This is a genomic window from Umezakia ovalisporum Ak1311 (assembly GCF_029891685.1).
Lineage (GTDB): Bacteria > Cyanobacteriota > Cyanobacteriia > Cyanobacteriales > Nostocaceae > Umezakia > Umezakia ovalisporum.
Genome location: NZ_JANQDJ010000040.1, coordinates 24,803 through 36,860 on the forward strand (window position 1 = coordinate 24,803; position 12,058 = coordinate 36,860).

A 12,058-nucleotide genomic window follows, 5' to 3' on the forward strand; every position below is an offset into this window, starting at 1 on the left:
AAATCCACACTCGATGTCAGCTGGCATCGCGTTAGGATGTATTACAGTTAACGGCATAGTTTCAGGCGATCAGTTGCTATGGACAATTCCCCCATCAAGGCTGTGCAAGCCCCTTACCAAGGTGATAGTTTTTACCGGACACCGCCGCCAGATTTACCTTCCTTATTGATGAAGGAACGAATTGTTTATTTGGGAATGCCATTAGTCCCAGCGGTTACGGAATTAATCATCGCCGAATTGCTTTATTTACAGTCCGACGACCCCGAAAAGCCCATTAAAATCTATATCAACTCAACGGGTACTTCTGGCTACAGTGGCGAACCCATTGGTTTTGAAACCGAAGCCTTCGCCATTTATGACACAATGAAATACATCAAGCCTCCTATCCACACTATTTGTATTGGTTCAGCAATGGGTATGGCAGCAATGCTACTTAGTGCGGGCACAAAAGGTTGCCGCGCTAGTTTACCCCACTCTACTATTATCCTGCATCAACCTAAGAGCTATGCCCAAGGTCAAGCGACGGATATTCAAATTCGAGCCCAGGAAGTCCTGATCAACAAAGCTTCCTTAGTGAATATTTTGTCTCACACCACAGGACAGGCTCCAGAAAAAATTACCAAAGATATGGATCGTCTGTTCTATATGACTCCCTACCAAGCTAAGGAGTATGGTTTGATTGACCGAGTTTTTGAAAAAGAAGAACTGGCTAATCCCCCATTACCTGCCAGTGTACTTTAAGTGTGGATAGTCATTATGCTGTGGGAAATTAACCAATGGCTAATGACTAATAAAATGACTGATTGCAAGCGGAGTAACGAAGATGCCTATAGGTGTTCCTAAAGTTCCTTATCGGATGCCCGGAGGACAATATACAGATTGGATTAGTATTTATGATCGCCTTTACCGGGAACGAATTATCTTCTTGGGGCGAGAAGTTGATGATGAAATTGCTAATCAAATTATTGCTGTCATGCTGTATCTGGATTCGGATGATCCAGGTAAGGATATTTATTTATACATAAATTCCCCTGGCGGTATGGTTACTTCCGGCATGGCGATTTTTGACACCATGCAACATATCAAATCAGATGTGGTGACAATTTGCGTGGGTTTAGCTGCTTCCATGGGATCATTCCTGCTGGCATCTGGCGCTAAGGGTAAACGAATGGCATTGCCTCATTCTCGGATCATGATTCACCAGCCTTCTGGTGGTACTCGTGGACAAGCCAGCGATATTGAAATCGAGGCCAGAGAAATTCTGCGGATTCGTAGCCAGCTCAACGGTATTTATGCTGAAAAGACTGGTCAGCCTTTATCAAAAATTGAAAAAGATATGGATCGTGACTTTTTTATGTCTGCTGCTGAAGCCAAAGAATACGGTTTAATAGACCGTGTAATTGAGGAGCGACCGTAGCATTACGGGAATGAGGAGTGGAGGATAGTCAATTTGCTCACTCTCTATTTCCCAGGAATAACCCTCAAGTTTAATAGCCCCCCGGTGGTGAAAATCAGCGTAGCTAAATTTTACTCATGGGGGGTTTGAGAATTGTTGGCGTTAAATTACAGCCAGCCAGAAAAATCTCTAGTAAACTGAGGTAAGTTCAATAGCTTAACGCGTGGATGCCCTTGGGCTTTTTTCCTTTCTGTTTGCGTATTGTAGCCCCAGTCTGCCAAGAAAAGTTTGACATCTTGCAAATCTGTTTGTTGTTCAACTAGCTGTAATGTCTTAAATCTGTCTTCTACAAACCACAAACTAACTGGTTTTTTCCCGGTTGTCTCAATTAATTCTCGCAGAATTTCGTATTTAGGGCGCTTAGTTTCTTTCCCAAAAATTGTTGCTGATGGTAAGTTTACGCCTTCTCGTTGTAATAACTGTTGTACGAAGCGTCCTTCTTTAGTGGTAACAATATATAATTTGACTTCACTAGCAATAGTGAGTTTAATTTTTTCAACTACTCCTGGATAAAATCTATGCAGACTTAGCCAACCGTCTAAATCTGTGTTAATCCATTGATCCCGCAAGTTGTCTAGTGCTGTGGCAATTGTTGGGGAACAAAGATCGGAGTTTAATAAGATTTTTGGTGCAACGTTGACCCAATCTTGCAGAATTTTTTCTTCAGGTACATTATCTACCAAGGCTTTGATTAAAACTGGCATTTCCCAACCTGTTTCAATTACAGGTCTAAGGCGATAAAATCTCAAAGCTAAATCATCTGCTGGTGTATTGTTTATCGGCAACCAAATTTGACAGTAAGTGCGCCATGCGACTTCAAAATATTCAATTAATCCATCGCAAATTACTCCATCAAAGTCTAGGGCTAAAATTGTGGGACTACTCACGGTCATCATGTTGGGAAATAAACTGCTGTTGTTAGATTACCTGAGAAATTCCTTTAGAGGGGTAATTTTTGTCAGTATTTTATAATTTATTTGTAAATGGGATTACATCTCAAGCATTGATTACGTATATTAAAAGTGTTTGTAGTCAAATTTTTAGCTTATTGCGTTGGTGTTGCCCGTCACCAAAAAGCTGAAGTTTTATTGATGATGTTAATGCTCAAATTTATGATTTTTGGTGGAATTTTGGCGTAAAAATTCCGTGTCTGGGACCAAAAAGTAATGCTAGGACAAATAGTCCTGATGCTACTAAAACAATGGCGGGGCCGGAGGGTAAATTATAAAAGTAGCTAAGGTACATACCGCTAATACTAGAAATTACACCAATAAAACCCCCCAGAATCATAACTTGATTGAGGCGTTTGACTAACAGATAGGCGGTTGCTCCTGGTGTAATTAACATTGCTAATACTAAAACAACGCCTACTGTTTTCATGCTGGCAACTATTGTTAAAGCAATGAGCAGCATTAATCCAAAATTGAGTCGATTAACTGGCAAACCCGCTGCTTGGGCGCCTAAGGGGTCAAAGGTGTAAAATAAAAGTTCTTTATATAATAAGAAGATTACTATTAAAACTATGGCGCCAATAATGGCAGTGTCTCGCACTTCGTCAGATGTCACGCCGAGAATGTTGCCGAACAGAAAGTGATTCAGGTCGATTTTTTGATTTTTTTGAATGACTGTAATTAATGTAATCCCCAGGGCAAAAAAAGCCGAAAGTACTATGCCCATTGCCGCATCTTCTTTGATTGGGGAGCGTGTTTTAATCCACGCAATAGCTATGGTACTCACAACACCGGCTATGAATGCACCAAAATAAATATTTCCTCCCAGGATAAACGCGATGGCCAATCCTGGCAATACTGAATGGCTAATGGCGTCACCGAGTAACGCTAGTCTTTGCACCATCAAGTAACTGCCTACTACAGCGCACAGTAAGCCAACTATAATGGCAATCACGAGGGATCGCTGCATGAAGCTATATTGCAATGGCTCAAATAACGCTTGAATCATAAATATTTATGCTATTTATGGGGTTTATAGGAAAATATTTATAGAAAAATCTTTATACTAACTACCGGAGAGGGTCAAATAGGTGAGATTTAAGCAGCAGTAGAAAAGTACATGACTTGACCACCGTAGGCGCGATACAAGTTTTGCTTTGTCAATACTTGCTGGCGTGGGCCTGTGGCGATTAATTCACGGTTGAGTAAAATTAAATCATCAAAGTGGGCAATAGATTCACCTAAGTCGTGGTTTACCACCAGCACAATTTTACCAGCCGCGGCCAGTTCATGAAAAACTGCAAAAATGACCCCTTGGGTTTTTTGGTCAATACCTACAAATGGTTCATCAAAGCAATATATATCTGCTTGCTGTGCCAGAGCACGAGCTAAAAATACTCTTTGCTGTTGTCCCCCTGATAATTCTCCGATGGGGCGATGACTGTGTGCAAGCATTTCCACACGTTTGAGAGCGTTTTTGGTTTCTTGTCCACTTACTGGGGAAAAATTACGTAACCAACCTGTCTTTTTTACCCTTCCCATCATCGCCACATCCCAAACTGTGGCGGGGTAAGTCCAGTCAATTTGGTTACGCTGTGGTATGTATGCCACTTTCTCTAGTTGTTGCATTAAAGGTTTTTGTTGATGGAGTACTGTGCCGGTACTGAGAGGAACTAAGCCCAGCATGGCTTTCATCAACGTACTTTTCCCTGCACCATTAGGACCAAAAATCCCTGTGATTCTACCTGACTTAATTATGCAGTTAACATCTCTTAAAGCTTCTGCTGTGCGGTAATGCACGGCGACGTGGGCAATATTAATGCTTATGGTTGTGCCTGTGTGGTTGTCTTCCATGGGGTGAACAGCGTTTAAAGAAAAGTTAACAGTTCTCATTTTGGGGAATATCCAGGAAAAATGAAAAGAATATGAAAATAGTGTACTTTAAAAATGAGAAAAATATGAAAACCAGTTTAACAACCATATTAAAATGATTACTCAATCAAAGGCCAGATCATACTGGTCAGCTGTGGTGGGAGTTTTGTTGGGACTTGCTCTAGGTGGATGTAACCAAGTAGATACTAACCGCCTTTCTACGGCAAAAAATGACCTACCGCAAGTAGTTGCAACTAGCACCATCATTGCTGACTGGGCGGAAAAAGTTGGGGGTGAGGAAATTGAGTTAATTGGTCTTCTCCAACCAGGAGTTGATCCTCATGTTTATGAACCGACACCAGCAGACAGTCGGGTTTTAGAAACAGCTGATTTGATTTTATATAACGGCTACAATTTGGAACCAGGACTGATTAACTTAATGAATGGGGCTGGGGAGAACGTACCTAAGATAGCTGTGGGGGAAGTTGTCAAACCTTTGCAGTCAGATGCATATGAAGGAACAGTTGTACCAGACCCCCATGTGTGGGGAAGTGCAGCAAACGCCATGGCGATGATAAATGTCATTCGAGATGAGTTGATTAAATTATCCCCCGCAGAGCAGGCGGAATTTACCCAAAGAGCATCAGTATTAACTGATGAATTACAGCAGTTACATAACTGGATTAATCAACAAATTCAAACTATCCCCCCAGGAAAACGCCAACTTGTCACCACCCATGATGCTTTTCAATATTATGGTCAAGCTTATGGTATGACCATGGCCGGGACTTTAATTGGTATTAGCACAGAAGAACAACCCAGTGCTCAAACAGTACAACGTTTGGTGGAGTCAATTAAAAAAACCAACGCACCAGCAATTTTTGCCGAAACTACAATTAACCCAGCCTTAATTAAAACCGTTGCTGAAGAAGCAGGTGTAAAATTAGCACCACATCAACTGTACTCTGATTCCATTGGGGCAAAAGGTAGCGATGCAGATTCTTACGTCAAAATGATGGTGGCAAACACCCGCACTATTGTTCAAGCATTGGGAGGTAATTACACACCATTTCGGCCTAGGAATTAACTTTATACAAAGTATATAAAATTTAATTTACACTTCATAAAAAACTAGCAAAAAACCATTGAACACTCAGGGAAATTGGGCATAATTTAACTTGTAACAGGGGGATAAAACATCACAACGAGTGCTAACGACTAATGACTAAACCAATTGAAGTCCGTAACCCCCGAACTGGAAAATTTGACTATATCATTCTCCCGCCGCCCCCCAGGTTGTTGGTACACAAATGTAACCGCGCCCGCAGGTGCCAAGTTAACTGGCAACACATGGGTTTAGAACCAAGAATTGATGCTTTACAACAATGGAAGCAAGCTATACTGTCTGGCCGGGAAGATTTGACAAGAGCTTTGGTAAGTGACACGGGGAGATTGTCAACTTCAGTATTAGAAATAGACTCTTTTCTGGCTAGCATTGACCGTTGGTGTGGGTTAGCACCGGAATTACTAGCAACCTCAGCGAAAAATACAGGGGTTCCATTTATCGCCCTGGAACAAACATCAGTACCCTACCCGCTGGTGGGGGTAATTAGTCCTTGGAATTTTCCCCTGTTGCTGTCTACAATTGACACTATTCCGGCATTGTTAGCCGGTTGTGCAGTGGTGGTCAAACCCAGTGAGATTGCACCCCGTTTTGTTGCACCATTAATTACAGCGGTGAATACTGTCCCTAACTTACGTGATGTATTAAGTTTTGCTGAGGGAGCAGGTGAAACGGGTGCTAACTTGATAGAAAACGTAGACTTAGTATGCTTTACAGGCAGTGTCCCCACAGGAAGAAAAGTGGCAGAAGCCGCAGCTAGACGGTTTATTCCGGCTTTTTTGGAATTAGGGGGAAAAGATCCGGCCATTGTTTTAGAATCAGCTAATTTAGAATTAGCAACTTCGGCAATTTTGTGGGGTGCAGTGGCGAATACTGGACAATCTTGCGTTTCAATTGAGCGGATTTACGTTGCTGAGTCGATATTCGAGGATTTTTATCATCAACTGGTGGCCAAAGCCCATCGTTTACAGTTAGCATATCCCACAGTTGACAGTGGAGAAATTGGCCCCATCATTTCTGAAAAACAAGCTGCAATTATTAACCACCATATTACGGATGCAGTGGAAAAGGGTGCTGTAGTTCATTGTGGCGGTAAAGTAGAACAGCTGGGTGGGGGTTGGTGGTGTCGTCCCACAGTAATCACCCAAGTCAACCATTCCATGAAAGTAATGACAGAAGAGACATTTGGCCCCATTATGCCAGTAATGCCATTTCCCACGGTGGAAGAAGCAGTATACTTAGCAAATGACTCTATGTATGGATTAAGTGCGGCGGTGTTTGCCAAGACGGAATCAGAAGCTTTAGCAGTTGCTAAGGAAATCAATGCAGGTGCTATCAGTATTAATGACGCTGCGCTGACTGCCATTATGTATGAGGGAGAAAAAAATTCCTTCCAATTTTCCGGTCTTGGCGGGTCACGCATGGGGCCGGGGTCAATTAAACGCTTTCTACGAAAAAAAGCATTTTTGATTAAAACTAACTCCAATTATGACCCTTGGTGGTTTAACAATAATTCAAATTGTTAAGCTAAAGGAAAATCATGGAACTACAGTGGCTAAAGTCATAAGTCGCCTACACCCCTACTTGTAAAGCCAGGGGCTTTGGCTTTTTTTCTGGTAAGATTATTACTTTGTTTCCAGGGAACACAGGGATTTCATCGCTGATTTTTACTCAATTAAATTGAATCGCACAACAGATTTTTGGTTTAGTTAACTAATTAACTGACAATAAATATTATGTTGGGGGATGGCTGTGTGAGTGGCATTATTACTTTATCTGTATATTCTGTATTGCCAAGGCGTTATAATTTAAAATCTCAAACTAATAATTAGAAACGTAGAAGCATGGCAAAAAGTGACAAAATTAACTTTTCTACTCCTAGTGGTTTTCCAGAATTTCTTCCTAGTGAAAAGCGCTTAGAATTATATTTGTTAGATATTATTCGTGGCGTGTTTGAAAGTTACGGTTTTACACCCATTGAAACCCCGGCAGTAGAACGTTTAGAAGTTTTACAAGCCAAGGGAAACCAAGGGGATAATATTATTTATGGTATCGACCCTATATTGCCACCAAGTCGCCAAGGGGAGAAAGACAAAGCAAAGGAAACAGGTTCAGAACCTAGAGGTTTAAAGTTTGACCAAACTGTGCCTTTAGCAGCTTATATTGCTCGTCACTTAAATGAATTAACTTTTCCTTTTGCCCGTTATCAAATGGATGTAGTTTTTCGCGGAGAACGTGCAAAAGATGGGCGTTTTCGGCAATTCCGTCAGTGTGATATTGATGTGATCTCTCGTGGTGAACTCAGTTTACTATACGATGCTCAGATGCCTGCAATTATCACTGAAATATTTGAAGCTGTAAACATTGGTGATTTTTTGATTCGCATCAATAATCGCAAAATTCTCACAGGGTTCTTTCAGTTTGTGGGAGTTGCTGAAAGTCAAATTAAAGCCTGTATTAGCATTATTGATAATCTAGAAAAAATTGGTGAAGCTAAAGTTAAGCAATCTCTGGAAACAGAAAAAGTTTTACCTGAGCAAAGTCAAAAAATTATTGATTTTATTAAGATTAATGGTTCAGTGGACGAGGTATTAGATAAGTTGAATCATCTGGCGACAAATCTGCCACAAGCAGAGGAATTTTATTCAGGGGTAACTGATTTAGCCACTGTGATTACAGGGGTGCGTAATCTGGGAGTGCCTGAAAATCGTTTTTGTATTGATTTATCTATTGCTCGTGGTCTTAATTACTACACAGGTACGGTTTACGAAACATCTTTATTAGGACATGAAACTTTAGGTAGTATTTGTTCTGGAGGTAGATATGAAGAATTAGTGGGGACTTTTTTGGGTGAGAAAATGCCTGGTGTTGGTATTTCTATTGGTTTAACTCGTTTAATTAGTCGTTTGCTCAAAGCTGGTATTATTAATGCTTTGTCTGCTACACCAGCCCAGGTGATGGTGGTAAATATCCAGGAGGATTTAATACCTATTTATTTAAATGTGTCTCAAAATTTGCGCCGGGCTGGAATTAATGTTGTGACAAATTTTGATAAACGTCCATTGGGTAAACAATTCCAACTTGCTGACAAGCAAGGAATTCAATTTTGTGTAATTATTGGTTCTGAGGAAGCCGCAGGGAAAAGGGCTTCTCTCAAAGATTTAAAATCAGGTGAACAAATTGAAGTCACGCTAGAAAATTTGGCCGTAGAGATTAAAAACAAGCTCCATTAATAAGTGGAAACTACGGGAGCTTGGTATCCCGGTGTTTTTAAGCCGGGGTGGAAAAGCTCGAAGATATTAATTTTCCAGCAAAGATGCAAAATGTGGTTTGTTTCAAACTTATACATTTTGTTGATTAATGAAATAAAACAGTGGACTCAAAGAGAACTTCCCCAAGGGCTGGTGATTTATTGACTACTAATAACTAGCCAAATACTACGGTTTTGTTACCATATACTAATACCCGATTTTGTAAATGTAATCTCACAGCTCTTGCTAATACAACTCTTTCTAAATCTTTACCTTTTCTAATTAAATCATGAATTTCATCGCGGTGACTGATTCGCACTACATCTTGCTCAATAATTGGCCCAGCATCTAAGTCAGCAGTGGCATAATGGGCAGTAGCCCCAATAATTTTAACTCCACGTTCAAATGCTTGGTGATATGGATTTGCACCAACAAAAGCTGGTAAAAATGAATGATGAATATTAATAATTTGGGGAAATTGAGAAATAAAATCCGCACTGACAATTTGCATATATTTTGCTAAAATTACCAAATCAATTTTGTATTGTCGTAGTAATTCTAGTTGTTTAGCTTCCTGTTCGGTTTTGTGATCTTTTGTGATAGTGATGTGGTGAAAATCAATACCAAACTGTTCTGCTATTGGCTGTAAATTTGGATGATTACTAATTATTAGGGCAATGTCAGCGGCAAATTCTTTTGCACGTTGTCGCCAAATTAAATCAAATAAACAATGATCCTGCTGACTTACCCAAATAGCAACACGTGGTACATTGTCGGAGAAGTGTAGTTGCCATGTTGCATCTAAGGATTGAGCGATGGGATTAAATGCAGGAGCAATGAGTTGTCGTGGCAAATTAAAACTGTGTAACTGCCATTCAATCCTTGTCAAAAATAAGCCGGCACCAAAGTCTGTGTGTTGGTCAGCATGGATAATGTTACCTTCATTAGCATAGATAAAATTGGCAAATTTGGCAACTAGTCCTTTACGGTCAGGACAGCAAATAAGTAATGTGGCGGTGGGACTGGTCATGTAACCTGAGTTATTGTTAATTATTTTTATTTTTTATTCTTTGGTTTTTCATCTTGATTGGTTTCGTTTTCTGGGTTTCCTTGATGTTCACTGGTGTCTTGAGATTTTTTCCATTCTGAAAGTTCCCGATTTACGGCATTTTCAAAATTTGTGGACACTAGCAGGATATTGGTATTACCATTTTCTTGGGTATTCAAGTCAGTTTGAGCATACAAAAAACGACGGTTAAAGTCAGGTTTACCCAAAATTAACAAATGAGTTTTTTGATTTTTGAGGTTAATATTAATAGTTGCTATTGGTGGAGCTAAACCAAATTCTGCTTTTTGGCTAGTTGGAATAGATAGAGTGCGATCGCTTTGAGATGCAACTAGTAAATCTGTCAAATAAGAAACAATAGCATCATTTGCTGGTTCTGTTGTTGGGGATATTAGTAACCACTGAGAATCCTGTGTTCCGGTGTTACGTTTTAGATTCAAGGTAAAATCTTTAGTTGTAACTGTTAAGGACTGTATGTCATCCTCTTTAAACGAAAAAATTTGCTGCTGTTGGGTCTTTACTTGTTCTCGCTGAGTTTTGCCGCGAATTTCGTAGAAATAAACAAAACCACCCAAACCCAGGGCTAGTAATATTAAAACTATAGTTGTTCGTGGTAATTTCATTGTTAATTACCTCCGTTTCCACCAGATAATAGTTGCGGTCATTAAACCTATGAAAGGTAAGATCAGCAAAGACGAGAATGCTAACACATTAGCTTGTAGGACATTCAGATTAATTCGACGGTTTCTCGGTTCTTTGGGACGAATAGAAAGGGGTTGCTGATCTTGTTGACTTAACCAGGTAACAGAGTTTAGAAAAACATCTCCATTGAGTTGCTGTGTAAATAGTCCATCGGTGGCGAAATCAGAATCTCCTATCACTACTAGTCGCGACTCATTTTTAGGTTCTTCTGGCTTATCTTCGGTAGGGGAATTGGACTTGGTTTCATTTGTAGTTGCGGGTGATGGTGTGGGTGAAGCTTGAGGAGGGTTGGTTTCATTTGTAGTTGTGGGTGATGGTGTGGGTGAAGCTTGAGGAGGGTTGGTTTTGGCTGGTATTGTTCTTCTTAAAGCCACCCCCAAAGTCAAAGGGCCTGGGATGTCTGTTTCTGAATCAAATTCTAACTTTTCGCTGTTCAGGTCGCTTTCGGCCCAACTGTCAGGATAAGCTTTGGTTTCGAGTAAAGTAGTGGATTCAATGCCATCCACAGAGGTAATATCTAAAGGTCTTGCTAATCTGTAAAAAGAAATGCCATTACGAAAATCTTTTGTAATTGGATGTTGCCCATAATTTGTCACAATGGGGACAGCAGGGCCTAGTCCCACACCTGCACCTGAAATATCTACTGCTAAACGATTATCCAACCTAACACCCCACTTTTGTAACAGGCTGTCGAGATTAGTATCAGTATTGGAATCAATCATTAATAGTAAATTACCACCGCCATTAAGATAATCTTGTAAGGCTTTCAGTTCGTTATCGAATAATTCTTGTTTAGGACCTGCTATTACAACAACAGCTGCATCTTGTGGAACTTGGGATTTTTCTACCAAATTCAGTGGTGATGCAGTGTAATTTCTGTCAGCTAACCCCTGAACGGCTTGTGAAATTCCTCCTTGACTAGATGTAATTGGTGGTTCGCCATGACCTTGGAGAAAATAAACTGGAGTTGTTATTGCATTAGTAATTTGTTGTAGACGATTTGTTAATCTTACTTCTGACAAACGTTCATTGACATTTAACGTTTGGACTAATTGGCGATTATCTCCAGATTCTAGGTAAACTTCTCCATAGTCTTGAACACCAAACTTATTTGCTAATCCTGGTTTACCTTGGGGATCAACATACTCAAATTGAAAATTGCTATTTTCTCGACGATAGTTTTCTAATAATTCCTGATCTTGGCTATGGACATTGATATCAAATATCCACACCTTGACGGACTGACCCAAGCCACGCACTAATTCTTGGGACTGGGGAGCTAAAGTAAATAATTGGGCTTCAGTTAAGTCTTTCCGTAAGTTGTAGCGAATCCCCAAAAAGTTAACTAAGCCTAAAATCACGAACATAGCTACAGTGGCCAGTAAAGCGTTAGTACCAGCTTGGGTAGAACGGCGATTCCACCATTTAGTTTGCAGACTTTGGAACACTATCCACAAACTAATAATGACAATTCCTGTAATCAGAAATATTAAAGGAATAATTCTCCAGTTTCCCGAAACCAAACCAGAAGTTAAGCCGACACTCAGTAAGAACGAGCCTAACCAAAATAGATATTTTCCAACTTTGTTTTTTTTGATCATGTTCATGTTATTTTTCATCAGTCAATAGTCATTAGTT

Annotated in this window: 11 protein-coding genes; 5 read left to right on the top strand and 6 right to left on the bottom strand. The window is 40.1% G+C overall.

What is annotated here, in order from left to right:
• Positions 1-78: 78 nt before the first annotated feature.
• Together NWP25_RS05760 and NWP25_RS05765 are read left to right on the top strand one after the other, a co-directional pair.
• The gene (locus NWP25_RS05760) at positions 79-741 is read left to right on the top strand and encodes an ATP-dependent Clp protease proteolytic subunit (protein ID WP_280650656.1); all 663 of its coding nucleotides are present in this window, start codon (positions 79-81) and stop codon (positions 739-741) included.
• 82 nt (positions 742-823) lie between these two features.
• Complete coding sequence (locus tag NWP25_RS05765) at positions 824-1,417, top strand: ATP-dependent Clp protease proteolytic subunit (RefSeq protein ID WP_280650657.1); 594 nt, start codon at positions 824-826, stop codon at positions 1,415-1,417.
• A gap of 146 nt (positions 1,418-1,563) precedes the next feature.
• On the opposite strand, the gene NWP25_RS05770 is transcribed toward NWP25_RS05765, so the two are convergent.
• From NWP25_RS05770 to NWP25_RS05780, 3 genes are all read right to left on the bottom strand, one after another.
• Positions 1,564-2,349, bottom strand: coding sequence for an HAD family hydrolase (locus NWP25_RS05770; protein ID WP_280657150.1), 786 nt, complete (start codon positions 2,347-2,349; stop codon positions 1,564-1,566).
• A 217-nt stretch (positions 2,350-2,566) separates the two neighbouring features.
• On the bottom strand, positions 2,567-3,415 hold the full coding sequence (locus NWP25_RS05775; RefSeq protein WP_280650658.1) for a metal ABC transporter permease: 849 nt from the start codon (positions 3,413-3,415) through the stop codon (positions 2,567-2,569).
• A gap of 89 nt (positions 3,416-3,504) precedes the next feature.
• The gene (locus NWP25_RS05780; protein ID WP_280650659.1) at positions 3,505-4,299 is read right to left on the bottom strand and encodes a metal ABC transporter ATP-binding protein; all 795 of its coding nucleotides are present in this window, start codon (positions 4,297-4,299) and stop codon (positions 3,505-3,507) included.
• Positions 4,300-4,393: 94 nt separating this feature from the next.
• On the opposite strand from NWP25_RS05780, the gene NWP25_RS05785 reads away from it, so the two are divergent.
• The 3 genes from NWP25_RS05785 to hisS all read left to right on the top strand — a co-directional run bounded on the left by NWP25_RS05785 (position 4,394) and on the right by hisS (position 8,634).
• On the top strand, positions 4,394-5,365 hold the full coding sequence (locus NWP25_RS05785; RefSeq protein ID WP_390903483.1) for a metal ABC transporter substrate-binding protein: 972 nt from the start codon (positions 4,394-4,396) through the stop codon (positions 5,363-5,365).
• Positions 5,366-5,499: 134 nt separating this feature from the next.
• Positions 5,500-6,927, top strand: coding sequence for an aldehyde dehydrogenase family protein (locus tag NWP25_RS05790; protein WP_280650660.1), 1,428 nt, complete (start codon positions 5,500-5,502; stop codon positions 6,925-6,927).
• Positions 6,928-7,245: 318 nt separating this feature from the next.
• Positions 7,246-8,634, top strand: a complete 1,389-nt coding sequence (hisS, locus tag NWP25_RS05795) for a histidine--tRNA ligase (protein ID WP_280650661.1) — start codon at positions 7,246-7,248, stop codon at positions 8,632-8,634.
• A 193-nt stretch (positions 8,635-8,827) separates the two neighbouring features.
• Here the strand turns inward: hisS and purU are convergent, their stop codons facing one another.
• Genes purU through NWP25_RS05810 form a run of 3 tightly spaced genes read right to left on the bottom strand, consistent with a single transcriptional unit; the run spans position 8,828 to position 12,027 of the window.
• Entirely contained in the window at positions 8,828-9,682 is an 855-nt protein-coding gene (purU, locus tag NWP25_RS05800; protein WP_280657148.1) for a formyltetrahydrofolate deformylase, read from the bottom strand.
• Between the two features lie 26 nt (positions 9,683-9,708).
• Positions 9,709-10,341 carry a DUF4340 domain-containing protein gene (locus NWP25_RS05805; protein ID WP_280699009.1) on the bottom strand — a complete coding sequence of 211 codons (633 nt, stop codon included), beginning with the start codon at positions 10,339-10,341 and terminating at the stop codon, positions 9,709-9,711.
• Positions 10,342-10,347: 6 nt separating this feature from the next.
• Complete coding sequence (locus NWP25_RS05810; protein ID WP_280650757.1) at positions 10,348-12,027, bottom strand: GldG family protein; 1,680 nt, start codon at positions 12,025-12,027, stop codon at positions 10,348-10,350.
• Positions 12,028-12,058: the final 31 nt, after the last annotated feature.

Bases quoted from the DNA above. Each gene is read 5' to 3' on its own strand.
- NWP25_RS05760 (WP_280650656.1), top strand. From the start codon at position 79: ATGGACAATTCCCCCATCAAGGCTGTGCAAGCCCCTTACCAAGGTGAT.
- NWP25_RS05765 (WP_280650657.1), top strand. From the start codon at position 824: ATGCCTATAGGTGTTCCTAAAGTTCCTTATCGGATGCCCGGAGGACAA.
- NWP25_RS05770 (WP_280657150.1), bottom strand. From the start codon at position 2,349: ATGACCGTGAGTAGTCCCACAATTTTAGCCCTAGACTTTGATGGAGTA.
- NWP25_RS05775 (WP_280650658.1), bottom strand. From the start codon at position 3,415: ATGATTCAAGCGTTATTTGAGCCATTGCAATATAGCTTCATGCAGCGA.
- NWP25_RS05780 (WP_280650659.1), bottom strand. From the start codon at position 4,299: ATGAGAACTGTTAACTTTTCTTTAAACGCTGTTCACCCCATGGAAGAC.
- NWP25_RS05785 (WP_390903483.1), top strand. From the start codon at position 4,394: ATGATTACTCAATCAAAGGCCAGATCATACTGGTCAGCTGTGGTGGGA.
- NWP25_RS05790 (WP_280650660.1), top strand. From the start codon at position 5,500: ATGACTAAACCAATTGAAGTCCGTAACCCCCGAACTGGAAAATTTGAC.
- hisS (WP_280650661.1), top strand. From the start codon at position 7,246: ATGGCAAAAAGTGACAAAATTAACTTTTCTACTCCTAGTGGTTTTCCA.
- purU (WP_280657148.1), bottom strand. From the start codon at position 9,682: ATGACCAGTCCCACCGCCACATTACTTATTTGCTGTCCTGACCGTAAA.
- NWP25_RS05805 (WP_280699009.1), bottom strand. From the start codon at position 10,341: ATGAAATTACCACGAACAACTATAGTTTTAATATTACTAGCCCTGGGT.
- NWP25_RS05810 (WP_280650757.1), bottom strand. From the start codon at position 12,027: ATGAACATGATCAAAAAAAACAAAGTTGGAAAATATCTATTTTGGTTA.